We start from the raw sequence: 23,542 nt of genomic DNA, 5'->3' as shown, positions 1-23,542 counted from the left end.
TATTTACTCGATGACGACCTCGTTACCATTAACGATAGTCTTGATTATTTTATAATCGTGCGTGAAGGCGGTCAGGTTCGCGACCTTACCCGGGGCAATGCTGCCGAGCTGCCCGTCGACGCCTATCGCGCGAGCCGGGTACAAGGTTGCCATGCGCAGTACTTCATCCAGCGCAATACCCACATGCTCGACCAGGTTCCGAACCCCTTCAATCATTGTCAGGGAGGAGCCGCTCAGCGTACCGTTTTCATCCACACACAGTCCATTACGGTAGTATATTGTTTTACCAGCAAAAATGAACTGGTCAATATCTGCCCCTGCAGGCGCCGTTGCATCTGTAACTAAACAGAGTTTGTCGCCTTTCAGGCGTTTCGCATTACGGACATTAACGTAATCGACATGCAGCCCATCTGCAATGATCCCGCAATAAACATCGGCATCATCCAGTACCGCGCCCGCCAGACCCGGTTCACGTCCGGTGATGTACGGCATCGCATTGTATAGATGCGTCGCAAATGTGATGCCTGCGCGGAAACCCGCTTTCGCTTCTTTTAATGTCGCGTTCGAGTGGCCTGCTGACACCACAATACCCGCCGCAGCCAGCTTGCTAATAACCTCATTACCGGCCATTTCCGGCGCCAGCGTCACTTTGGTGATGACGTCAGCATTGGCGCAGAGATAATCCACCAGTTCGGCATCCGGTTTGCGGACAAATTTCGGGTTATGGGTGCCTTTTTTTACGATATTGAGCCACGGCCCTTCGAGGTGCAAGCCAAGCGCCTGATGTGCATGTTTCGCCAGATAATCACGCATCACCTGAATGCCTTGTTTCATCAGGTCATCGCTGGTGGTGATAAGCGTCGGCAGAAAACTTGTGCAGCCTGATTTTTCATTGGCGCGCTGCATGATTTCCAGCGTTTCAATGCTGACGGCTTCGGGGGTGTCGTTGAACTGCACACCACCGCAACCATTCAGTTGTACATCAATAAAACCGGGGGCCAGCGTTGCGCCATTGAGATCACGCTGCTCGATAGTGGGCGGCAGCTCAGCCAAAGGGCAGAGACGATCAATCAGGCCATCGGCGACAATCAGCGCGTGGTCATCCAAAATTTCATGGCCGGTGAAAATCCGGCAATGGGTTAAAGCATACATAACGACCCCCGGTTAACAAATGGGTGTCGTCCCGCTGGGTTTGCGGAACGAGACACAATTACAGACCTTTAATATTTTCCGCTTCTAATTCATTGAAATATTTCAATGTTTTAACTTTCAGTTCCATCGTAGACGGCTCGTCACACACCATCACTGCTTTCGGGTGCAGTTGCAGGCAGCTAATGGTCCACATATGGTTCACGTTACCTTCTACGGCCGCCTGTAGAGCCTGCGCTTTCTGGCTTCCCAGCACCAGAATCATCACTTCTTCTGCATCCAGCAGCGTACCTACGCCCACGGTCAGTGCGTATTTCGGCACCTGATTAACGTCGCCGTCGAAGAAACGGGAATTGGCCACGCGGGTGTCATGGGTCAGCGTTTTAATACGGGTACGAGAAGCCAGCGAAGATGCGGGCTCGTTGAAGGCGATGTGACCATCGTTGCCAACGCCGCCCATAAACAGGTGAATTTTGCCATAGGAACGGATTTTTTCTTCGTATTGGCGGCATTCTGCGTCAATATCCGGCGCATTGCCATCCAGGAGGTTAATATTTTCCGCCGGAATATCAATGTGATCGAAAAAGTTACGGTGCATAAAGCTGTGATAGCTTTCCGGGTGCTCCTTCGGCAGGCCGACATATTCGTCCATATTGAACGTGACAACATGTTTAAAACTAACCTGGCCCGCTTTGTGCATTTCAACTAATGCTTTGTAGGCGGTAAGAGGCGTGCCACCGGTTGGCAGGCCAAGCAGGAACGGACGATCCGCTGTAGGTTTAAATGCATTGATGCGATTGACGATATGGCGGGCCGCCCATTTACCGACTTGTTCAGCTGTTGCCAGAGGAATCAGTCTCATTATTCACCTCTAAGTTGATTAAAGTTAGCGGATTGCGTTCCAGTGCAGTGTAAAGCGTAACTCAGTTTCGCTCCCTATGGGGGCAATCCGTCTTGATTTTTTGAATGATAAAATAAGTTTTGCTGGTTAGCCAGCAAAGAGGAGGTCAAATAACGATATTTGGTGATTAAAATCACAAAAAAGGTGCTTTTAATTTGCGAGACGAATTAATTTTCAACACACTCTCAATGTAATGAAAAATGGCCGTGTTTTCAGGGTTAGTCAGACAATAAAAAGACTGTTTCTAAGGGCTCCGGTGGGGTTCAAAGGGGGAATAACGTGAATCTTTTAGGTTACTTGCAAAAGGTTGGCCGCGCGCTCATGGTGCCGGTCGCCACGCTGCCTGCCGCAGCGATTCTGATGGGGGTCGGTTACTGGATCGACCCGGTAGGCTGGGGTGGATCTAACGCGCTGGCGGCGTTCTTCATTCAATCTGGTTCTGCCATTATCGATAACATGGGCGTGCTATTCGCCGTGGGTGTTGCTTATGGTATGTCCAAAGACAAAGACGGTGCTGCTGCACTGGCCGGCTTTGTGGGTTTCCTTGTATTGACGACGCTGTGCTCGCCAGCCGCTGTCGCTATGATCCAGAAAATCCCAGCCGATCAAGTTCCTGCCGCGTTTGGCAAGATCAAAAACCAGTTCGTTGGGATCATGGTCGGTATCATTGCCGCGGAACTGTATAACCGCTTTAGCAGCGTCGAGCTGCCGAAAGCGCTCTCCTTCTTTAGCGGCCGTCGTCTGGTGCCGATCCTGACTTCTTTTGTCATGATCGCTGTCGCGTTCATCATGATGTTTATCTGGCCGGTAGTCTTCAGTGGTCTGGTTGGCTTCGGTGAGCATATCCAGAAACTGGGCTCTGTCGGTGCGGGCATCTACGCCTTCTTCAACCGTCTGTTGATTCCGGTGGGGCTGCACCATGCGCTGAACTCCGTATTCTGGTTTGATGTTGCCGGTATTAACGATATTCCTAACTTCCTGGGCGCCGCGCAGTCTATTGAAGCGGGCAAAGCGGTTGTTGGGGTTACGGGGCGTTACCAGGCGGGCTTCTTCCCGATCATGATGTTTGGTCTGCCAGGTGCCGCGCTGGCGATTTACCACTGCGCGCGTCCGGAAAATAAAGCCAAAGTCCTTGGTATTATGATGGCAGGCGCCTTTGCTGCCTTCTTTACTGGTATCACTGAACCGCTGGAATTCTCCTTCATGTTCGTGGCACCGGTGCTGTACTTCATTCACGCTGTGCTGACCGGGGTTTCTGTCTTTATCGCCGCGACTATGCAGTGGATTGCCGGCTTCGGCTTTAGCGCCGGTCTGGTGGATATGGTGCTCTCGTCCCGTAACCCGCTGGCCGTACACTGGTACATGCTGATTCTGCAAGGCCTGGTGTTCTTTGTTATCTACTACGTGGTGTTCCGTTTCACTATCCTCAAATTCAACCTGTTGACCCCGGGTCGTGAACTGGCGGTTGCTGGTGACGAAGCAGATGGCCAGGATGTGAATGTCAGCACGGCTTCCGAGCAGGATGTGACCGGTCTGGCGCGTCAGTATATTGCCGCTGTCGGGGGTTCCGCGAACCTGACCGGTATTGATGCCTGCATCACACGTCTGCGTCTGAGCGTGAAAGACTCTTCCCTGGTTAACGAAGCGCTGGCTAAACGTCTGGGTGCGAGCGGGGTTATTCGTTTGAATAAAACCGGCGTACAGGTGATTGTGGGTTTTGCGGCCGAAAAAATTGCTAATGCGATGAAAACGGCGGGCGACGTTCCGGCGGCAGGCGCAGCGGCTCCGGCAGCCGCCAGCGCGCCTAAACCGCAGGCAGTGCCGAACGTTAGCGCGGCGGTGATTGCGGAACTGGTCTCTCCGGTGACCGGGCAGGTCGTTTCTCTGGATGAAGTGCCGGATGAAGCGTTTGCCAGCAAAGCCGTTGGCGATGGCATAGCGGTAAAACCGACAGAGAAAACGGTTGTTGCACCGGCAGCGGGTACCATCGTGAAAATCTTCAATACCAACCACGCGTTCTGCCTGGAAACTGAAAAAGGCGCGGAAATCGTTGTTCATATGGGCATCGACACCGTTGCGCTGGGTGGCCAGGGCTTCACGCGTCTGGTCGAAGAGGGGGCAACCGTTACGGCAGGTCAGCCAATCCTGGAAATGGATCTGGAATATCTGAACGCCAATGCCCGTTCTATGATTAGCCCGGTGGTATGTAGCAATATTGATGATTTCTCTGGTCTGGTTATCAAAGCACAAGGTTCCGTTGTAGCAGGGCAAACACCGCTGTACGACATCAAAGGCTAATGATGTAATCTGAACCAGAAATAGCCATAAGCGGCAGGGGATCTTCCTCTGCCGCTTTTTTTGCATGAATTAAAGTATTCCGTTTTGTATCTATTTTCCGTAACTAAAGGTTGTCTCTGAGGGCGGCTTATAAGATCATGTGCCGTTATATGTTGTTTACGCCTTGAGGAATCTACGATGAGTGAGGCTGAAGCCCGCCCGACTAACTTTATTCGTCAGATCATTGATGAAGATCTGGCTACTGGAAAGCACTCTACTATTTGCACCCGTTTTCCGCCTGAGCCGAATGGCTATCTGCATATCGGTCATGCGAAATCCATCTGCCTGAACTTTGGTATCGCGCAAGATTATCAAGGGCAATGTAACCTGCGTTTTGATGACACCAACCCGGTAAAAGAAGATATCGAGTATGTTGAGTCCATCAAGAATGACGTGCAGTGGTTAGGTTTCCACTGGTCAGGCGATGTGCGCTATTCCTCTGATTATTTCGATCAACTGCACAACTATGCCGTAGAGTTAATCAGCAAAGGTCTGGCCTATGTTGACGAGCTGTCCGCTGACGAAATCCGTGAATATCGCGGCACGCTGACAGCTCCGGGTAAAAATAGCCCGTATCGCGATCGTACGGTTGAAGAGAACCTCGCTCTGTTTGAAAAAATGCGCGCGGGTGGTTTTGAAGAAGGTAAGGCGTGCCTGCGTGCGAAGATTGATATGGCGTCGCCGTTCATCGTGATGCGCGATCCGGTGCTGTACCGTATTAAATTTGCTGAACACCATCAGACGGGCAACAAGTGGTGCATCTACCCGATGTATGACTTTACCCACTGCATCAGTGATGCGCTGGAGGGGATCACTCACTCTCTGTGTACGCTGGAGTTCCAGGATAACCGTCGTCTGTATGACTGGGTGCTGGACAACATCACCATTCCGGTTCACCCGCGTCAGTACGAGTTCTCCCGACTGAACCTGGAATACACCGTCATGTCCAAGCGTAAGCTGAACCTGCTGGTGACTGACAAGCATGTTGAAGGCTGGGACGACCCGCGTATGCCGACCATTTCTGGCCTGCGTCGTCGTGGTTACACATCCGCCTCCATCCGTGAGTTCTGTAAACGTATTGGTATCACCAAACAGGACAACACCATTGAGATGGCGTCACTGGAATCCTGCATCCGTGAAGATCTCAATGAAAACGCACCGCGCGCGATGGCTGTTATCGATCCGGTTAAGCTGGTTATCGAGAACTATCCGCAGGGCGCCAGTGAAATGGTTTCGATGCCGAACCATCCGAACAAACCGGAAATGGGCAGCCGTGATGTCCCATTCAGCGGTGAAATCTGGATTGATCGTGCCGATTTCCGTGAGGAAGCCAACAAGCAGTACAAACGACTGGTGCTGGGCAAAGAAGTCCGCCTGCGTAACGCGTATGTGATTAAAGCGGAACGTGTTGAGAAAGACGCGGAAGGTAATATCACCACGATTTTCTGTACCTTTGATGCCGATACGCTGAGCAAAGACCCGGCAGATGGCCGTAAAGTGAAGGGCGTTATTCACTGGGTTAGCGCGGCACACGCACTGCCGGTTGAAATTCGTCTGTATGACCGCCTGTTCAGCGTGCCAAATCCGGGTGCAGCGGAAGACTTCCTGACAGTCCTGAACCCGGAATCGCTGGTCATTAAGCAGGGCTTTGCTGAGCCGAGCCTTAAGGCCGCTGAGGTAGCGAAAGCGTATCAGTTTGAGCGTGAAGGTTACTTCTGCCTCGACAGCCGCCATGCTACGGCGGACAAACTGGTCTTCAATCGCACTGTGGGTCTTCGCGATACCTGGGCGAAAATCGGCGAGTAATCCCGTCTTGCCAGGATGCTAAAAACGCTGCCTCGTGCAGCGTTTTTTATTTCTCGACTGAAAATAAGTTACTGCACACCTTCTTTTTTTCTAAAATATTGTTTTAATTTTATCCAATCCTCTTTTCAGTTATTTATCGATTACGCAGACTCTGTCGCTCTGAAAGCCTTGCTGTGCCAGCTGTAAGCCAATAAGCTACAAATCTGTGTGGTGCGTCATAATCCCCGTATTCCCTTCCTGCAATTACTTGATAATTCGCGTCGCGAAAAATATGCTTACAAACGACAGAAATAGAAACATTTTCTATAACTGTCAGTAATATTTCATTTTTTTACTTTATTGCTGTTTGCCTTTGCGCAGCACTTTTTATTTTTTCGTCAAAGAGGAACACTCATGAACGCGTTTAACGCTAAACGTAAGGCGTTAGCGTTGGCTATTGCCTGCGCCACCGCATTACCCGGTTTAACTTTCACCCCTTCCGCCAGCGCCACTGGTTTTGTTGATGATGCCACGCTCACCGGCGGGATTTACTACTGGCAGCGCCAGCGCGATCGTAAAGATGTCACCGATGGCGATAAATACAAAACTAACTTGTCGCACTCCACCTGGAATACCAATCTCGATTTCCAGTCAGGTTATGCTGCCGATATGTTCGGTATTGATGTCGCGGTCTTTGCGGCGATTGAGATGGCTGAATCCTCTGAAAGCGCGCACCCGAATGAAATCGCATTTTCCAATAGCCACAAGGTGTATGACGAAGACTGGTCCGGCGATCGCAGCGGGGCAAGCCTCTATAAAGCCGCCGCGAAATTTAAATATGGCCCGGTGTGGGCGAGGGCAGGGTACATCCAGCCGACGGGGCAAACGCTGCTGGCCTCAAACTGGAGCTTTATGCCGGGCACCTATCAGGGTGCAGAAGCCGGTGCAAAACTGGATTTCGATGATCGCGGCGCGCTGAGCTTCTCATACATGTGGGCCAATGAATACAAAGCGCCGTGGTATAACGAAACGGATAATTTCTACCAGAACGATGGCGTGAGCAAAATTGATTATGTCCACTCTGTGGGCGCATCGTACGACTTTAAAAACGATCTGATCCTCGAAGCCGCGTTTGGCCAGGCACAGGGCTATGTTGATCAATATTTTGCCAAAGCCAGCTATAAGTTTGACGTCGCGGGTAACCCGCTTTCCACCAGTTATCAGTTCTATGGCTCGCGCGACAAGGCCGATAACAACACCATTAATGATATTTATGACGGTACCGCGTGGCTACAGGCGCTCACTTTTGGCTATACGATCGGCCCGGTAGATTTACGCCTGGAAGGGACCTGGGTCAAAGCGGATGGCCGTCAGGGCTATTTCAACTCACGTATGACGCCGCGGTATGGATCTTCCAACGGTCGCCTGGATATCTGGTGGGATAACCGCTCCGACTTTAATGCCCATAATGAGAAATCCGTCTTTGCTGGCGCTATGTATGACCTGAAAGGCTGGAATCTGCCGGGTTGGGCGGTCGGTGCATCGTATGTATATGGCTGGGATGCCAAACCGTCCAACGTCTCCTCTGGCGACAAATATTACGATGCGGGAAATTCCATTAAAGAGTCGGCCTACAGCCTTGACCTGCTTTATACGGTGCAGGAAGGGATGGCAAAAGGCACCTTATTCAAGCTGCATTTCACCCAATATGATAACCATTCCAATATCCCGAGTTGGGGCGGTGGATATAACAACATCTTCCAGGACGAACGTGACGTGAAGTTTATCGTCATTGCGCCCCTGAATATTTTCTAATGCGAGGGAATGCCATGATGACGAAACCGCTATTGCTTGCCCTGATGACGCTGGGGCTTGCCGCCTGTGTGCAACAGCCGCAGGCACCAAAGGAAGATGCGCGATTAAAAGAGGCTTATAGCGCCTGTATTACTACGGCAGAAGGTTCTCCGGAGAAAACGGCGGCGTGCAGAAGTGTGCTGGATGTCCTGCGCAAAGAGAAAGCGCACCAGCAATTTGCGCAGGAGGAGAGCGTGCGCACCCTGGATTATCAGCAGTGTCTTGAAGCGACGCATACCGGAAATGGGCAGGCGGTACAATCACGCTGTGACCAGATCTGGCAGGAGATACGCCACCATAACACGGTGAATTAACCGTCTGAAAAGGCCCGCTTCGGCGGGCTTTTTCGTGTGGTGAAAGCAGAAAATAAAAAAGCCAACCCGGAGGTTGGCTTTATAACGATGCGGAAAATTATTTATCAGCCGCTTCGTGCGCGTTTTCGTCAGTACGGCAGTCACCTTCAGCGCAGTGGCCATACAGGTAGAGACTGTGGTTCGTCAGACGAATACCATGCTTAGATGCGATTTCACGCTGACGCGCTTCAATAGAGTCATCGCTGAACTCGATCACTTTGCCGCAATCCAGGCAAATTAAGTGGTCGTGGTGATGCTGCTGCGTCAGTTCAAAGACGGATTTACCGCCTTCAAAATTATGGCGGGTCACAATCCCGGCATCGTCGAACTGGTTAAGTACACGGTACACCGTGGCCAGCCCAATCTCTTCGCCCATGTCGATCAGGCGCTTATATAGATCTTCCGCACTGACATGATGGTTCTCCGGCTCCTGAAGCACTTCCAGGATTTTTAACCGAGGAAGCGTGACTTTCAGGCCGGCCTTCTTTAATGCGGTATTGTTGTCAGTCATGCGGAATCTGTCCTGTTGCTAAACGATTCACTTCCCGTTGGGAAGCTACAAGGAATGCACCTGGGATAATGCGTCTCATTATAGAACTGCCATGCCTGAATGAAAACTGCAAGTCCTCAAGTAAAGTAAGCTTATAAAACGTGGTAGCGTCTACAAAGTCCTTTGGGCTACCCGTTTTAATCAGGGGCCATTGTACAGCGCTGGAGAAAAAAGTTAAAAAATTGTAGCAATTATTTCCATCGCTTTTATCTATTAATCCGGCGCAACCAGCAGGTTGCGCCAAACATCATCAGGCATTGAGGATGTCGTTCAGATGAAGTTCTTCAGAAATCTGTTTTACCCATTTGTCGACGCGGCCAGCGGTCAGTTCAGGCTGACGGTCTTCGTCAATGGCAAGGCCAACGAAATGGTTGTCGTCTACCAGACCTTTTGACGCTTCAAAATGGTAACCTTCGGTCGGCCAGTGGCCTACAATAGTGGCGCCACGCGGTTCAATGATGTCGCGAATGGTGCCCAGCGCGTCACAGAAGTACTCTGCATAGTCTTCCTGATCGCCACAGCCAAACAGAGCGACCAGTTTGCCGTTAAAATCGATATCTTCCAGCGTCGGGAAAAAGTCATCCCAGTCACACTGTGCTTCACCATAATACCAGGTCGGAATGCCAAGCAGCAGGATGTCGTAACCTTCCAGATCCTCTTTGCTGCTTTTAGCAATGTCATGCACATCGGCAACATCTTTACCAAGTTGAGCCTGGATCATCTTTGCGATGTTTTCGGTATTACCGGTATCGCTGCCGAAAAAAATGCCTGTGATTGCCATGAGTAAAATAACCTCTTGAAACTTAATGATATGGTGGTGGCGATTGGCCCACGGATAAGGGCAATCATAGCAGATCAGAGAAGCACGCGGAAACTGCAATCACGCAAGACTGCACTCTGTGCAACATGAAAGTGAATTTTTGCGATAATTCAGAGGATTTCCTGGTCGTTCAGCGCGTTAAGCTGAGCCAGTAACATCTCTTCAATCAATTCGCTCCGGCTCATTTCCCGCGCATCCGCCAGCGCGTTTAGCGCGTCGACAGCCTCGGCGTTGAGTTTTAATTCGACGCGTTTAAGCCCACGAACCTTGTCGCGTTTAAGCTGATTGCGCTTATTGATGCGCAATTGCTCGTCGCGAGAGAGCGGATTGGTTTTAGGACGTCCCGGGCGACGTTCATTCGCGAACAGATCTAATGTCGTGCGGTCCGTTTGTTCTTTAGCCATGATTTAAGAATACTACGGGAAGTACAAGCAATCGGGTCATAGCCCGGGCTGATTAGCGCGCCATCATACATCAGCGATGCGGACACGCCAACGACCGGGCGCTTTCAGGCAACCGGTCGCCGGGTTTTTAATCAGTTTGTCTTTTCAGCGAGATAACGGCGGATGGCGCGCAGAACCGCTTCTGGCTTTTCTGCATGTACCCAGTGCCCGGCACCGGCAATGACATGCGCGCGTGCCTGTGGGAACTGTTGCAGCAGTTCGTCACGATACTGTTCGGTAACATAGGGCGAGTTGCCGCCAGGGATAAAGAGAGCAGGGTGGTTCCAGGCAGGCACAGTTTCCCAGCCCACTATATGGGGGTACTGATCCCACAACGCGGGCACATTGAAACGCCACTTGCCATCGACAAACGACTTAAGCAGAAACTGTATCACCCCTTCTTCATTTATATGCTCACGCATAACGGCGGCGGCCTGCTGGCGTGTCGTGACGCCGGCGTCGGTCACCGCATTGATGGCGGCAAAGATCTCATCGTGACGGCGTACATGGTAATTGACCGGGGCAATATCGATAGCGACCAGCTTGTCGATGCGTTCCGGCGCCAGTGCGGTAAAGGCCATCACCGCTTTCCCCCCCATGGAGTGACCAACGAAAGTCGCGCGCTCAATACCGTGAGCATCAAGGGTATCCTGTAAGTCCTGTGCCATCGCCGGATAATTCATCTCTGGTGAGCGTTCGGAAAGGCCATGATTGCGCATATCAACCTGAATAATATCATGGTCATTGACGAGGTCGCGGGCAAGCACGCCAAGGTTGTCCAGGCTACCAAATAAACCGTGAACCAGCACGATGGGGGAATTGTTGTGCGATTGTTGTGCAGATTGCGCTCGGGTATTCAATTTCATGGCAAAGTTCTTTTTTTCGCTCTTTCGGATTAAGGTATTATGTTGAACATTCTGCCGTCCGGCTGCAAGGTTTTGACACACTCTGACTTTGCCGCCATCCTGGTTTGACGCTATCCGCTGTTGGGATTTGACTTTATAATCTCAATAACTTGTATTCAGAATAGACACTGCACTGGATTAAGATGAAAACGATCGAAGTTGATGATGAGCTCTACAGTTATATTGCCAGCCATACAAAGCACATTGGCGAGAGCGCATCCGACATTTTACGGCGCATGTTGAAGTTTTCCGCCGCTTCGCAGCCAGCTGCCGCTGTTCAACTCGCGAAAGAAACCCCTGCACCTGTTACGGTTGAAGAAGTGAAACCGGCTAATACGGCAAAAGATAAAGTCCGCGCGGTGCGTGAACTGCTGCTCTCTGACGAGTATGCAGAGCAGAAAAAGGCCGTTAATCGCTTTATGCTGGTGCTGTCTACACTTTACTCATTAGATAAAAAAGCTTTTGCAGAATCCACTGAGTCTCTGCATGGGCGCACCCGCGTATACTTTGCAGCGGATGAACATACCCTGTTGCAAAACGGCAATCAGACGAAGCCAAAACAGGTGCCTGATACCCCGTACTGGGTTATCACTAACACGAATACGGGTCGTAAATGCAGCATGGTGGAGCACATCATGCAATCAATGCAATTCCCGGCGGAATTGATTGAAAAGGTTTGCGGCACAATTTAATCCTTGCATAAAAAGGACCAGGCAATGGCTAACCACGAACGTGCGGGGCAACCTGCGCAACAGAGCGATTTGATTAACGTCGCCCAGCTTACTGCGCAGTACTATGTGCTGAAACCAGAAATCGGCAATGCTGAGCACGCGGTAAAATTTGGTACGTCAGGTCACCGCGGCAGCGCGGGGCGTCACAGTTTTAACGAACAACACATTCTGGCAATTGCTCAGGCTATCGCCGAAGAGCGCGCCAAAAACGGTATTACCGGTCCGTGCTATGTCGGTAAAGACACGCACGCCCTGTCTGAACCTGCCTTTATCTCTGTACTGGAAGTGCTGGCGGCGAACGGCGTTGATGTGATCGTGCAGGAAAACAATGGCTTCACGCCTACCCCCGCGGTGTCCAACGCTATTCTGGTGCACAATAAAAAAGGTGGCGCGCAGGCTGACGGTATCGTCATTACCCCGTCACATAACCCACCGGAAGATGGCGGTATCAAATACAATCCGCCAAACGGTGGCCCGGCTGATACTAACGTGACCAAAGTGGTTGAAGATCGCGCGAACGCGCTGCTGGCTGATGGCCTGAAAGGTGTGAAACGCATTACGCTGGATGCAGCACTGGCATCCGGTCACGTGAAAGAGCAGGATCTGGTGCAGCCGTTTATCGAAGGGCTGGCCGATATCGTCGATATGGCGGCTATCCAAAAAGCGGGCCTGAAACTGGGCGTTGATCCGCTGGGCGGTTCCGGTATCGAATACTGGAAACGTATTGCGGCGTTCTACAAGCTTGACCTGACTATCGTTAACGATCAGGTTGATCAAACCTTCCGCTTTATGCACCTCGATAAAGACGGCGTGATCCGCATGGACTGCTCCTCTGAGTGTGCTATGGCGGGTTTGCTGGCGCTGCGTGACAAGTTCGACCTGGCCTTTGCCAACGACCCTGACTATGACCGTCACGGTATCGTGACGCCAGCCGGGCTGATGAATCCGAACCACTACCTGGCGGTCGCGATTAACTACCTGTTCCAGCATCGTCCGCAGTGGGGCAAAGATGTCGCCGTGGGTAAAACCCTGGTCTCTTCTGCCATGATTGACCGCGTGGTGAATGACCTGGGTCGTAAGCTGGTGGAAGTGCCGGTCGGCTTTAAATGGTTTGTTGACGGTCTGTTTGACGGCAGTTTCGGCTTCGGCGGCGAAGAGAGCGCAGGGGCCTCCTTCCTGCGTTTCGACGGCACGCCGTGGTCTACCGATAAAGACGGTATCATCATGTGCCTGCTGGCGGCGGAAATCACCGCGGTTACGGGTAAAAACCCGCAGCAACATTACGATGAGCTGGCCGCACGTTTCGGCGCGCCGAGCTACAACCGTCTGGGTGCCAGCGCAACCTCCGCACAGAAAGCGGCATTGTCCAAACTCTCTCCGGAAATGGTCAGTGCCAGCACGCTGGCGGGGGATCCCATCACCGCACGTCTGACGGCAGCACCGGGTAACGGCGCGTCTATCGGTGGTCTGAAAGTGATGACTGACAACGGCTGGTTCGCAGCCCGTCCGTCAGGTACAGAAGACGCCTACAAAATTTACTGCGAAAGCTTCCTCGGTGAAGAACACCGTAAGCTGATTGAGAAAGAAGCGGTAGAAATTGTCAGTGAAGTGCTGAAAAACGCGTAATCCTCATCAGGCCCTGTTCAGGGCCTGATTCTTTTCTACAGCATAAATCGATAGCCAATGCCGGTTTCTGTCAATAAATGGCGGGGACGTGCAGGATCGGCTTCCAGCTTCTGACGAAGATGGCCCATATAGATGCGTAAATAGTGACTATGCTCAACGGCGTTTGGTCCCCAGACCTGGCTTAACAACTGGCGTTGGGTCAACACCTTACCGTGGTTATTGAGTAACACGGCCAGCAGACGAAACTCGATAGGAGTAAGATGCAGCTCTTCACCCGCCCGCATAATACGGCGGTTGGCGAGATCAACCTGAATATCTGAAAAGCTCACCAGGGGATCGCTTTGTTGCATACCCGCATTGCGGCGCAGCGCTACGCGCAGGCGCGCCTGCAATTCCCCGATACCAAAGGGTTTACTCAGATAATCGTCAGCCCCGGCATCCAGCGCGGCAATCTTGTCGCTCTCTTCGGTTCGCGCGGATAGCACGATAACCGGAATCTGGCTCCACTGACGCAGATCGCGGATGAAATCAATGCCATTACCGTCCGGCAGGCCTAAATCGAGGATCACAAGGTCCGGCTTGCGCGTTGCGGCTTCGATAAGGCCGCGTTGCAGTGTTTCGGCTTCCCAGACGCGCAACCCCTCGGCTTCCAGCGCAGCACGCAGAAAACGACGTATGGCCTGTTCATCTTCAACGATGAGAACGTTAATCACAAATCCTCGGCTAATTCATCCAGTTGCGGTGGCGGTTCCAGCGGCAGTGTAACATAAAAACTGGCGCCCCCTTCCGGGCGGTTGGCGGCAGAAATCGTCCCGCCATGCACCTCGACAATCGCCTCGCAGATGGCCAGCCCTAAGCCCACGCCGGGAATTGCCGACTCTTTGCTGCCGCGTGCAAATTTAGCAAAAATCGCCTCTTCCTGCCCGGCGGGAATACCCGGCCCGTTATCCCACACTTCAAGTGTCAGCCGCGAATCATCATGTCGGGCATCGATACCGATATTCGCATTATGCCCGGCGTATTTAACGGCATTTTCCAGCAAATTAATCAGTACGCGTTCAAACAACGGCCCATCGACGTGTACCAGCATCAGCGGGTCGGGGAGGTTCAGCGCAATATGGCGCTCGCCGAGACCGGGTTCGAGGGTTTTCAGCGCGCTTCCCACCACTTCTTCCAGCGTCAGCCACTCTTTTTTAAGATTAAAACCGCCGGACTGAATGCGCGCCATATCCAGCAGATTGTTCACAAGCCGGGTGGTATTGAGCACATGCTGACGAATTTCGCTGGCCTGAGGCGCGTGTTTTGACCCTTCGCTGGCAAGGTCCAGGGTCAGGATTTCAGCCTGGCCAAACAGCACGGTAAGCGGCGTGCGCAGATCGTGAGAGAGTGCCGCCAGCAGGGAGTTGCGTATGCTTTCCCGTTCACTGGCAAGGCGTGCCTGCTCTTCGCTGGTGGCGAGCGCCTGGCGCTCCAGCGCGCTGGCCACCAGCAAGGTAAAGGTTTCCAGCAGGCGCTGCTGTTCGGGGATCATCAGCAGGCGCAAGTTTGCCGGTTCCACAATCAGTAAACCGTGTGTTTTCTGTGCGCTTTTTAATGGCAAAATCTGATAGGGCACGCCGGGGAGAGTATCGGTACCGGCACCCGCCGGCTGCCCCTTATCAAAACTCCAGCGAGCGATAGCATCATCCCACGGGCTGATGCCCTGTGTCTGGGTAACGGCGACCAGTTTTCCCGAATGATCGGGCAGCAAGACCTGACTGCGGGCATCAAATGTTGAGCGAATAAACGCCTCGCTGGTTGTGGCAATATCGGCTTCACTGCGCCCGGTAGCCAGCGCTTTCGACATCTCATACAGATGGCGCGTACGCTGTTCACGGTAGCGGGCGACGCGCGCCTGATAGCGCACACCGGCGGTGAGGTTGCCGATCACCAGGCCAACCGTCAGCATCACGCCAAACGTCAGCAGATATTGCACATCGGAAACGGCCAGTGTACCGCGCGGCGCAATAAAAAAGAGATCAAAGCTGACGACATTGATCACTGTGGCAAATGCTGACGGCCAGCGGCCATACAGCAGCGCGACCACCACCACGCCAAGCAGATAGACCATCACGAGGTTGGCGGCATCAAAGGCTATCAGCCACTGCATCGCAATCAGTGTAATGGCAGCGCACAGAGCCACGGCCACCAGACAACCTTTTAACTGGACGCGCCATTTTTCCATAAACGGACGGCTGTCGCCGGGGCGGGATGGCAGTGTGACGGGGGCGTCATCCGGCGCAATGATCACCAGATCGAGATCCGGCGCGCGGCGCGCCAGCCGGTCCGCAAAGGATTCAGCGCCAAACCAGCGTCGTTTATTGCGTCTGCCAATAAGGATTTTGCCGAGGTTATGCTCACGCGCGTAGCGCAATATGGCTTTATCTTCTGCCGGATCGGAGAGGGTTGCGGTCTCCGCGCCCAGCTCCTGCGCCAGGTGTAATGAGGCGAGGATCGCCCGACGCTGTTGTTCGGGCAAACGGTGCAGGGCAGGGGTTTCCACATACACCGCGTGCCAGACACTGCCCAGTTTTGCCGCCAGACGGGCAGCGGTGCGGATCAGCTTCTCATTCCCCGTCCCGTGACCGACACAAAGCAGGATCGCGTCGCGCGTATGCCAGACTTTTTCATCCCCAAGACGGTCGCGCCAGGCGCGCATCTGGTCGTCAACGCGGTCGGCTGTACGGCGCAGGGCCAGTTCACGCAAGGCGATGAGGTTGCCTTTGCGAAAGAAATGCTCGATAGCGCGTTCGGCCTGACCGCCAATATAGACTTTGCCTTCGTGCAGGCGCTGGCGTAAATCGTCTGGCGGAAGGTCGACCAGCACAATTTCGTCCGCAGCGTCAAAGAAGGGGTCGGGTACTGTTTCGCGCACCTGTACGCCGGTGACGCCACTGACCACATCATTCAGACTTTCCAGATGTTGCACATTCACGGTGGTCAGCACATCGATGCCCGCTTCCAGCAGTTCTTCCACATCCTGCCAGCGTTTCGGGTGACGGGAGCCAGGCGCGTTGCTGTGCGCCAGCTCGTCCATCAGTATCAATGCCGGACGCCGCGCAAGGGCGGCGTCAAGGTCAAACTCCTGAATCAGGCGAGCGCGATGGGCAATACGCCTTGGCGGCAGTACCGCCAGCCCATTGAGCAGGGCGGCGGTCTCCTTGCGCCCGTGGGTTTCCACCACGCCCACCAGAATATCCAGCCCCTGTGCCCGTAGCCGCTGTGCTTCCTGCAACATGGCAAACGTCTTCCCTACGCCAGCACAGGCACCGAAGAAGATTTTCAGTTTGCCACGATGATCCGTCGCCGCATGTTCCAGCAGTCTGTCGGGGTCCGGGCGCAAAGGCTCGTCTGTCATGACTTATTTATCCTTGAGCGCATCCAGCGCCAGATTCAGTTCAACGATATTCACCACCGGCTGGCCAATAAAATCGAAAAGCGGGTGAGTGGTGTTTTGTTCTACTAACCGGGCAACGGTCTGTGCGGGCAGATTGCGTGCCTGGGCAACACGCGGGATTTGCCATTCCACAGCCTGCGGCGTCAGATTGTTGTCCAGACCGCTGGCCGATGTTGTTATCAGTTCCACCGGCACACGGGCGTCAGCCTGTGGGTTTTCCTGACGCAACTGGGCAACGCGCGCAGCCACTTCTTTATCCAGCTCCGGGTTACTGGCCGCCAGATTACTCCCACCGGACGCCATCGGATTATAAGGCGCATCGGCGGTGGCGGAAGGGCGGCCATGAAAATATCCCGCTGCGGTGAAATTCTGCCCAATCAGGCGCGAGCCGCGAACCCCATTGTCTCCCTCACGAATAAGCGAACCGTTGGCCTGTGTCTGAAATAACCACTGCCCCAGCGCCGTAGTAACCAGCGGGTAAAGCCCGCCGGTAATCAACGTCAGTACAATTAAGAGTACAAATGCCGGACGAATCAAAGCCATTTTTTTATCCCTCTTACACCAGGCTGAACAGGGTCAGCAGCAGGTCAATAATCTTGATGCCGATAAACGGCACCACCAGTCCGCCCAACCCATAAACCCACAGATTGCGGCGCAGCATGGCGGAGGCGGTCAACGGCTTGTAGCTCACCCCTTTCAACGCCAGCGGGATCAAAAAGACAATGATCAGGGCATTGAAAATAACCGCACTCAGAATGGCCGATGCCGGGGAGTGCAGGTGCATCACATTCAGCGCATTGAGCTGCGGGTAGGTGGCGGCAAAGGCCGCGGGGATGATGGCAAAATATTTCGCCACGTCGTTGGCGATGCTGAATGTGGTCAACGAACCACGGGTCATCAGCATCTGCTTGCCGATATGCACCACCTCAATCAGCTTGGTGGGGTTAGAGTCCAGATCCACCATGTTGCCGGCCTCTTTCGCGGCCTGGGTCCCGGAGTTCATAGCAACCGCAACATCCGCCTGCGCCAGTGCCGGGGCGTCGTTAGTGCCATCCCCGGTCATCGCCACCAGACGGCCTTCTGACTGATACTGGCGAATCAGCGCCAGTTTTGCTTCCGGGGTTGCTTCGGCCAGGAAATCATCCACCCCGGCTTCGGCGGCGATAGCGGCGGCAGTAAGACGGTTATCCCCGGTGATCATGACGGTCTTGATGCCCATTTTCCGCAGTTGGGCGAAACGCTCTTTGATGCCGCCTTTGACGATATCCTTGAGTGAAATCACCCCCAGGACACGAGCCCCTTCCGCCACCACCAGCGGTGTGGCCCCGAGACGTGCCACCTGTTCCACACGCTGCTCGACATCAGCCGGGAACTGGCCGTTGTTAGCCTCAATATGGCGACGAATAGCATCCACTGAGCCTTTGCGGATCATGCGCCCTTGCACGTTAATGCCACTCATGCGGGTCTGCGCGGTAAAGGGGACAAACGTCGCCTGCAGACTTTGTACATCCCGTTCACGCAGGTTAAAGCGCTGCTTTGCCAGTATCACAATGCTGCGGCCTTCCGGCGTTTCATCCGCTAGCGAAGAGAGTTGCGCAGCATCGGCCAGGGTTTTTTCATCCACACCGTTTGCAGGCAGGAACTCGGAGGCCTGGCGGTTACCGAGTGTGATGGTGCCGGTTTTATCCAGCAGCAGTACGTCGACATCACCTGCGGCTTCTACGGCGCGCCCGCTGGTGGCAATCACATTGGCGCCGAGCATACGGCTCATCCCGGCGACGCCGATGGCCGAAAGCAAACCGCCGATGGTAGTCGGGATCAGGCAGACCAGCAGGGCCACAAGAACGGTGATGCTGACCGGCGTGCCGCCGTAGACCGAGAATGGCCACAGGGTGGCGGTTGCCAGCAGGAAGACAATGGTCAGTGCCACCAGCAGAATGGTCAGCGCGATCTCATTGGGCGTCTTACGGCGCTGGGCGCCTTCCACCATGGCAATCATCCGGTCAAGGAAGGTTTCGCCAGGGTTAACGCTACACTGAATCACCAGCCAGTCGGAGAGAATGCGCGTACCGCCCGTCACGGAGGCGAAATCGCCGCCGGACTCGCGGATAACCGGCGCGGACTCCCCGGTAATGGCGCTTTCATCCACCGACGCGCCGCCCTCAATGACTTCCCCGTCGCAGGGAATAATATCGCCCGCTTCCACCAGCACCACGTCACCTTTACGCAAATCAGCGGCGGGAATGTGGTCGATTTGTGCATCATGCTGCGGTGCGCGTAATTTGCGGGCGAAGGCCGTTTTCTTCACTCCTTTCAGGCTGTTGGCCTGCGCTTTACTGCGACCTTCCGCCAGCGCTTCTGCGAAGTTGGCGAACAGTACGGTAAACCACAGCCACAGACTGACCGCGCCGGTAAACCAGGCGCTGCCGTCGAGATACCCGCTCGCCATCGCAATCGCCAGCAGCGTAGTCAGCACGCTGCCAATCCAGACGATAAACATAACCGGATTGCGCCACTGGATATGCGGGCTCAGTTTGGTAATGGAATCAATCAGCGCCTGACGCACCAGCGTCGGTTCGAGCAGGGCCATTTGTTTGCGACTCATGACAAATACTCCGCAAATCAGCGTAAAGAGAGGTATTCCGCCACCGGACCCAGGGCCAGTGCAGGAATAAAGGTCAGGGCACCAACCAGCAGTACGGTACCGATCAGCAGGCCGATAAACAGCGCGCCGTGCGTCGGAAGCGTCCCGGTACTGGCGGGCTGGATTTTCTTGTTGACCAGTGACCCGGCAATTGCCATGACCGGCACAATGATGCCGAAGCGACCAATGAACATGCAGAACGCCAGCAGGCAGTTCCAGAACGGCGTATTCGCGCTCAGGCCAGCAAAGGCACTGCCGTTGTTATTCGCAGCAGAGGAGACGGCATACAGCACTTCGCTAAAACCGTGGATACCCGGGTTGAGCATGCCGCTGCGTCCCGCCTCGGTCATCATTGCCAGCGCGGTGCCAATCAACACAAGGGCAGGGGTGACGAGGATCGCCAGCGCGGTCATTTTCATTTCGCGCACATCGATCTTTTTGCCGAGGTATTCCGGGGTACGGCCAATCATCAGCCCGGCAATAAACACCGCCAGCAATACAAACAACAACATGCCGTATAAACCAGAGCCCACGCCGCCAAACACCACCTCGCCGATTTGCATCAGCCACATGGGCACCATCCCGCCCAGCGCGGTAAAGGAGTCATGCATGGCGTTAACGGCACCGCAGGAGGCGGATGTGGTGATGACCGCAAAGAGGCTACTGGCAAGAATGCCGAAGCGGCTCTCTTTCCCTTCCATATTGATGGCGCTGTCACCGCCTAATGTCAGGAAGTGCGGATTACCCTGCCATTCGGCCCACATGACCACGGCAACGCAAATGACGAAGATTATCGACATCGCCCACAAAATGGCGTGTCCCTGGCGGCGATCGCTGACAGCATCACCAAAGGCGAAGCACAGCGCCGCCGGGATTAAAAAGATTGCCAGCATCTGCAGGAAGTTGGTTAACGCCGTAGGGTTTTCAAACGGGTGCGAGGAGTTGGCATTAAAGAAGCCGCCGCCGTTGGTTCCCAGCATTTTAATGGCTTCCTGCGAGGCAACAGGCCCCATCGGTAATAGCTGTTTTGCCCCTTCAATGGAGGTAAATGGCTGATAGGGCAGGACGTTTTGCAGAGCGCCTTGTTGAATAAAGATCAGCGCAAGGACCAGCGACAGTGGCAGCAGCACCCACAGGGTAATGCGGGTTAAATCGACCCAGGCATTTCCGAGCGTCGTCACGCTATGGCGAGAAAATGCGCGGATCAGGGCGAAAATGACCGCAATACCGGTAGCGGCGGAGAGGAAGTTTTGTACCGTGAGCCCCACCATCTGGCTGAAATAACTCAGAGTGGTTTCACCCGAATAGGATTGCCAGTTGGTGTTGGTCACGAAACTCACGGCGGTGTTCAGCGCCAGATGCCATGACAAGCCAGGGAACTGTTGCGGGTTAAAAGGCAGGATGCCCTGCAACATCAGCATGACGAACAGCAGTACCAGCCCGAAAATGTTGAGCCACAATATCGCCATCAGATACTGGAACCAGCCCATTTCGCGGGAATCAATCCCCATCATCCGCCATAGCCCGGTTTCCAGAGTGGATACGCCAGGAAGGGAAGCGCCGACGATCATCTTCGCCAGTAACGTCCCGAGCGGGCGAGCAAGAATAAACAGGACCAGTAAAAAGCTGGCAATCAGTAAAAACGCCTGGGCTGCCATCAGAAAGCCTCCGCGTTAATCAGGGCATAGACCAGATAGCCCAACAACAGGAAAACCAGCACGATGCCGGTTACGACGCCTGCACTCACAATCCACCTCCAGGTGTTTTAGGGATTGCAGTGAGGGTAGGATTTTGCGTGCAAAGATTTCGCAAAAATCAGACGGGCGGGTGTAAAAAAAATATAAAAATGAATAAAACCATATTTTAACTAATGGTTAGTATTAATTTAACTTTTATGTAACTTAATTACGGCGTGAATGTAAATAACGCCAGAAATGGCAAAAAAAAGTGGTCGGATGAGTAGTAAAATTACAAACAAAACGGTACTATTTTAACCAGATTCAGATGCGCCCCACAGGATCCGTCAAGGATCTCTGTCATGGGGGAACATTTTTCCGGTGAATGTTACCGGCCAACAAAGGGGAGAGAATTATGACCGTATATAAAACATTTCCAGTTCATATCGTCCTGATGCGTCGCATTTTCGCCGTGCTGGCTGGCGTACTGGCATTGCCGGTAATGATGTTCTGGAAAGACCGCGCACGTTTTTACAGCTATCTGCATCGCGTCTGGGCTAAAACCAGCGATAAACCGGTTTGGATGGCTCAGGCCGAAAAAGTAACCTGCGATTTTTATTGATCAATTGATTACACTCAGCAATAAAAAAACCGCTACGTTTTTGACGTAGCGGTTTTTTTTACCTTTACAGGAGCCGCAACCCATCGGTGAAAGTCGTGAATCCTGTGCAGGGCGATGCATGTTCATTCGTCAGATTATGTGCGTCATCCTGCTGGCGCGTTACATTCACCCGCTACACTTAACCCACGCTGTTGTTTTGAGGCGTAAGCTCTGCTTGCACTCGCAACCTTCCTTTAACACACTATCGACATTTTCTGACGGATATCTGTTACCTGGAGAGTTATGACCACCCATCTGGTCTGGTTTCGCGCGGATTTGCGCGTACATGATAATTATGCCCTCGCTGCCGCCTGTAATCATCGCGACGCCAGTGTCAAAGCCCTGTTTATTGCCACGCCGGGACAGTGGAAAAAACATGCGATGGCCCCACGGCAGGCTGCATTTCTCGCCACTCACCTCAACGCGCTCCAGCAGGCACTGGCGGAGAGAGGCATTCCGTTAATTTACCGGGAAGTGGACGATTTTGCCGCCAGTGTTGATACCGTGGCGGCGGTGTGCGCTGAAGAAAAGGTCAGCCATCTTTTCTATAACTACCAGTACGAAGTGAACGAACGCCAGCGTGACGCGGCGGTGGAAAAGGCGCTTGTCGATGTCGCCTGCCAGGGATTTGATGACAGCGTAATGCTGGCGCCAGGCAGCGTTGTGACCGGCAATCATGAAATGTACAAAGTCTTTACACCCTATAAAAACGCCTTTTTGCGGCGGCTGAAAGATGAGCTACCCGCATGCGTTGGCGCACCAGATGTTCGGACAGGGGGCGCATTAGACGGGCCGCTTGCGACATTGACGTTCGATTATCCGCAAGAAGAATTTGATTCAACCCTGTTTGCGGTGGATGAAAAAACGGCAATTCAACGCCTGCGCGCTTTTTGCCAGCAGCACGCCGCCGCTTACGAGCAACAGCGGGATTTTCCTGCAATTGAAGGCACCAGCCGCCTTTCTGCCTGCCTGGCGTTAGGGGTTCTTTCGCCGCGACAATGTTTGCGTCGTCTGCTGGCCGAGCAGCCCGATGCCTTGAACGGCGGCGCTGGATCCGCATGGTTAAACGAGCTGATCTGGCGGGAGTTTTATCGCCATTTGATGACTTATCATCCTGATTTATGTAAGCATCGTCCTTTCATTTCGTGGACGGATAAGGTGCAATGGAAAGACCATCCGGAGCAGCTTCGCGCCTGGGAGGAGGGGAGAACGGGTTATCCGATTGTGGATGCGGCCATGCGGCAGTTGAAGAGCACTGGCTGGATGCATAACCGCTTGCGGATGATCGTTGCCAGCTTTCTGGTCAAAGATCTCTTGCTCGACTGGCGTTTGGGCGAGCGTTATTTTATGACGCAACTTGTCGATGGTGACCTGGCTGCGAATAACGGCGGCTGGCAGTGGGCGGCGTCGACAGGGACAGATGCCGCACCTTATTTCCGTATTTTTAACCCTACGACTCAGGGGGAACGGTTTGATAGCGATGGCGAATTTATTCGGCGGTGGATCCCTGAACTTGCTGCTGTGCCGGGTAAGGCGATTCACGACCCCTGGACATGGGCGGATAAAAGAGGCATTTCTCTCAATTATCCGCGCCCGATAGTGGAACACAAACAGGCACGGGCTGCGACGCTTGCGGCCTATGAAGCCGCCCGTAAACCGTAAAGAGAGTGA

20 protein-coding genes are annotated in these 23,542 nt (G+C 53.6%); 8 read left to right on the top strand and 12 right to left on the bottom strand.

Annotation, left to right across the window (positions count from 1 at the left end; genetic code table 11):
* Positions 1–3: 3 nt before the first annotated feature.
* Together nagA and nagB are read right to left on the bottom strand one after the other, a co-directional pair.
* The gene (gene nagA / locus C5523_RS19550; RefSeq protein WP_079498373.1) at positions 4–1,152 is read right to left on the bottom strand and encodes an N-acetylglucosamine-6-phosphate deacetylase; all 1,149 of its coding nucleotides are present in this window, start codon (positions 1,150–1,152) and stop codon (positions 4–6) included.
* 58 nt (positions 1,153–1,210) lie between these two features.
* On the bottom strand, positions 1,211–2,011 hold the full coding sequence (nagB, locus tag C5523_RS19545) for a glucosamine-6-phosphate deaminase (RefSeq protein WP_108701800.1): 801 nt from the start codon (positions 2,009–2,011) through the stop codon (positions 1,211–1,213).
* A gap of 318 nt (positions 2,012–2,329) precedes the next feature.
* On the opposite strand from nagB, the gene nagE reads away from it, so the two are divergent.
* The 4 genes from nagE to chiQ all read left to right on the top strand — a co-directional run bounded on the left by nagE (position 2,330) and on the right by chiQ (position 8,340).
* The gene (nagE, locus tag C5523_RS19540; RefSeq protein WP_079498372.1) at positions 2,330–4,348 is read left to right on the top strand and encodes an N-acetylglucosamine-specific PTS transporter subunit IIBC; all 2,019 of its coding nucleotides are present in this window, start codon (positions 2,330–2,332) and stop codon (positions 4,346–4,348) included.
* Between the two features lie 177 nt (positions 4,349–4,525).
* On the top strand, positions 4,526–6,193 hold the full coding sequence (gene glnS, locus C5523_RS19535; protein ID WP_108701799.1) for a glutamine--tRNA ligase: 1,668 nt from the start codon (positions 4,526–4,528) through the stop codon (positions 6,191–6,193).
* A 393-nt stretch (positions 6,194–6,586) separates the two neighbouring features.
* Positions 6,587–7,987 carry an OprD family outer membrane porin gene (locus C5523_RS19530; RefSeq protein ID WP_071193857.1) on the top strand — a complete coding sequence of 467 codons (1,401 nt, stop codon included), beginning with the start codon at positions 6,587–6,589 and terminating at the stop codon, positions 7,985–7,987.
* Positions 7,988–8,004: 17 nt separating this feature from the next.
* Positions 8,005–8,340, top strand: coding sequence for a ChiQ/YbfN family lipoprotein (gene chiQ / locus C5523_RS19525; RefSeq protein ID WP_071193988.1), 336 nt, complete (start codon positions 8,005–8,007; stop codon positions 8,338–8,340).
* A 97-nt stretch (positions 8,341–8,437) separates the two neighbouring features.
* Here the strand turns inward: chiQ and fur are convergent, their stop codons facing one another.
* From fur to ybfF, 4 genes are all read right to left on the bottom strand, one after another.
* Positions 8,438–8,890: a ferric iron uptake transcriptional regulator gene (gene fur / locus C5523_RS19520; RefSeq protein WP_041852104.1), complete on the bottom strand. Its 453-nt coding sequence runs from the start codon at positions 8,888–8,890 to the stop codon at positions 8,438–8,440.
* A 289-nt stretch (positions 8,891–9,179) separates the two neighbouring features.
* Positions 9,180–9,710: a flavodoxin FldA gene (gene fldA / locus C5523_RS19510; protein WP_071193856.1), complete on the bottom strand. Its 531-nt coding sequence runs from the start codon at positions 9,708–9,710 to the stop codon at positions 9,180–9,182.
* A gap of 149 nt (positions 9,711–9,859) precedes the next feature.
* Complete coding sequence (gene ybfE, locus C5523_RS19505) at positions 9,860–10,153, bottom strand: LexA regulated protein (RefSeq protein WP_041852102.1); 294 nt, start codon at positions 10,151–10,153, stop codon at positions 9,860–9,862.
* A 131-nt stretch (positions 10,154–10,284) separates the two neighbouring features.
* Positions 10,285–11,058, bottom strand: a complete 774-nt coding sequence (gene ybfF / locus C5523_RS19500; RefSeq protein ID WP_071193855.1) for an esterase — start codon at positions 11,056–11,058, stop codon at positions 10,285–10,287.
* Between the two features lie 182 nt (positions 11,059–11,240).
* Here ybfF and seqA point away from each other — a divergent pair, with 182 nt between their 5' ends.
* Entirely contained in the window at positions 11,241–11,789 is a 549-nt protein-coding gene (gene seqA / locus C5523_RS19495) for a replication initiation negative regulator SeqA (protein ID WP_071193854.1), read from the top strand.
* A 24-nt stretch (positions 11,790–11,813) separates the two neighbouring features.
* Positions 11,814–13,454, top strand: a complete 1,641-nt coding sequence (gene pgm / locus C5523_RS19490) for a phosphoglucomutase (alpha-D-glucose-1,6-bisphosphate-dependent) (RefSeq protein ID WP_041852099.1) — start codon at positions 11,814–11,816, stop codon at positions 13,452–13,454.
* Between the two features lie 35 nt (positions 13,455–13,489).
* Here pgm and kdpE read toward each other — a convergent pair whose 3' ends face one another.
* The 6 genes from kdpE to kdpF are packed head-to-tail and all read right to left on the bottom strand — an operon-like array spanning position 13,490 to position 21,281.
* The gene (kdpE, locus tag C5523_RS19485) at positions 13,490–14,167 is read right to left on the bottom strand and encodes a two-component system response regulator KdpE (protein ID WP_108701798.1); all 678 of its coding nucleotides are present in this window, start codon (positions 14,165–14,167) and stop codon (positions 13,490–13,492) included.
* Positions 14,164–16,851, bottom strand: coding sequence for a two-component system sensor histidine kinase KdpD (gene kdpD / locus C5523_RS19480; RefSeq protein WP_108701797.1), 2,688 nt, complete (start codon positions 16,849–16,851; stop codon positions 14,164–14,166). Before kdpD ends, kdpE begins: the two co-directional genes overlap by 4 nt.
* Positions 16,852–16,854: 3 nt before the next feature.
* Complete coding sequence (gene kdpC / locus C5523_RS19475) at positions 16,855–17,433, bottom strand: potassium-transporting ATPase subunit KdpC (protein ID WP_108701796.1); 579 nt, start codon at positions 17,431–17,433, stop codon at positions 16,855–16,857.
* Positions 17,434–17,446: 13 nt separating this feature from the next.
* Positions 17,447–19,495: a potassium-transporting ATPase subunit KdpB gene (kdpB, locus tag C5523_RS19470; protein WP_108701795.1), complete on the bottom strand. Its 2,049-nt coding sequence runs from the start codon at positions 19,493–19,495 to the stop codon at positions 17,447–17,449.
* Between the two features lie 17 nt (positions 19,496–19,512).
* The gene (gene kdpA / locus C5523_RS19465) at positions 19,513–21,192 is read right to left on the bottom strand and encodes a potassium-transporting ATPase subunit KdpA (RefSeq protein ID WP_108701794.1); all 1,680 of its coding nucleotides are present in this window, start codon (positions 21,190–21,192) and stop codon (positions 19,513–19,515) included.
* Entirely contained in the window at positions 21,192–21,281 is a 90-nt protein-coding gene (gene kdpF / locus C5523_RS19460) for a K(+)-transporting ATPase subunit F (protein ID WP_041852093.1), read from the bottom strand. Before kdpF ends, kdpA begins: the two co-directional genes overlap by 1 nt.
* A 344-nt stretch (positions 21,282–21,625) precedes the next feature.
* On the opposite strand from kdpF, the gene C5523_RS19455 reads away from it, so the two are divergent.
* A complete protein-coding gene (locus C5523_RS19455) occupies positions 21,626–21,832 on the top strand; it encodes a YbfA family protein (protein ID WP_041852092.1) in 207 nt (68 codons plus the stop codon).
* A 282-nt stretch (positions 21,833–22,114) separates the two neighbouring features.
* A complete protein-coding gene (phrB, locus tag C5523_RS19450; RefSeq protein ID WP_103245810.1) occupies positions 22,115–23,533 on the top strand; it encodes a deoxyribodipyrimidine photo-lyase in 1,419 nt (472 codons plus the stop codon).
* Positions 23,534–23,542: the final 9 nt, after the last annotated feature.

The sequence above is a fragment of the Phytobacter sp. SCO41 genome, assembly GCF_003073275.1.
Lineage (GTDB): Bacteria > Pseudomonadota > Gammaproteobacteria > Enterobacterales > Enterobacteriaceae > Phytobacter > Phytobacter diazotrophicus.
Note: the sequence above shows the minus strand (reverse complement) of the source record. Positions and strands in the feature narration are given on the sequence as shown.

Coding starts and splice junctions, on each gene's coding strand:
- nagA (WP_079498373.1), bottom strand. CDS start 1,152: ATGTATGCTTTAACCCATTGCCGGATTTTCACCGGCCATGAAATTTTG.
- kdpB (WP_108701795.1), bottom strand. CDS start 19,495: ATGAGTCGCAAACAAATGGCCCTGCTCGAACCGACGCTGGTGCGTCAG.
- nagB (WP_108701800.1), bottom strand. CDS start 2,011: ATGAGACTGATTCCTCTGGCAACAGCTGAACAAGTCGGTAAATGGGCG.
- phrB (WP_103245810.1), top strand. CDS start 22,115: ATGACCACCCATCTGGTCTGGTTTCGCGCGGATTTGCGCGTACATGAT.
- fldA (WP_071193856.1), bottom strand. CDS start 9,710: ATGGCAATCACAGGCATTTTTTTCGGCAGCGATACCGGTAATACCGAA.
- ybfF (WP_071193855.1), bottom strand. CDS start 11,058: ATGAAATTGAATACCCGAGCGCAATCTGCACAACAATCGCACAACAAT.
- fur (WP_041852104.1), bottom strand. CDS start 8,890: ATGACTGACAACAATACCGCATTAAAGAAGGCCGGCCTGAAAGTCACG.
- kdpC (WP_108701796.1), bottom strand. CDS start 17,433: ATGGCTTTGATTCGTCCGGCATTTGTACTCTTAATTGTACTGACGTTG.
- kdpA (WP_108701794.1), bottom strand. CDS start 21,192: ATGGCAGCCCAGGCGTTTTTACTGATTGCCAGCTTTTTACTGGTCCTG.
- C5523_RS19455 (WP_041852092.1), top strand. CDS start 21,626: ATGACCGTATATAAAACATTTCCAGTTCATATCGTCCTGATGCGTCGC.
- C5523_RS19530 (WP_071193857.1), top strand. CDS start 6,587: ATGAACGCGTTTAACGCTAAACGTAAGGCGTTAGCGTTGGCTATTGCC.
- pgm (WP_041852099.1), top strand. CDS start 11,814: ATGGCTAACCACGAACGTGCGGGGCAACCTGCGCAACAGAGCGATTTG.
- chiQ (WP_071193988.1), top strand. CDS start 8,005: ATGACGAAACCGCTATTGCTTGCCCTGATGACGCTGGGGCTTGCCGCC.
- seqA (WP_071193854.1), top strand. CDS start 11,241: ATGAAAACGATCGAAGTTGATGATGAGCTCTACAGTTATATTGCCAGC.
- kdpD (WP_108701797.1), bottom strand. CDS start 16,851: ATGACAGACGAGCCTTTGCGCCCGGACCCCGACAGACTGCTGGAACAT.
- ybfE (WP_041852102.1), bottom strand. CDS start 10,153: ATGGCTAAAGAACAAACGGACCGCACGACATTAGATCTGTTCGCGAAT.
- glnS (WP_108701799.1), top strand. CDS start 4,526: ATGAGTGAGGCTGAAGCCCGCCCGACTAACTTTATTCGTCAGATCATT.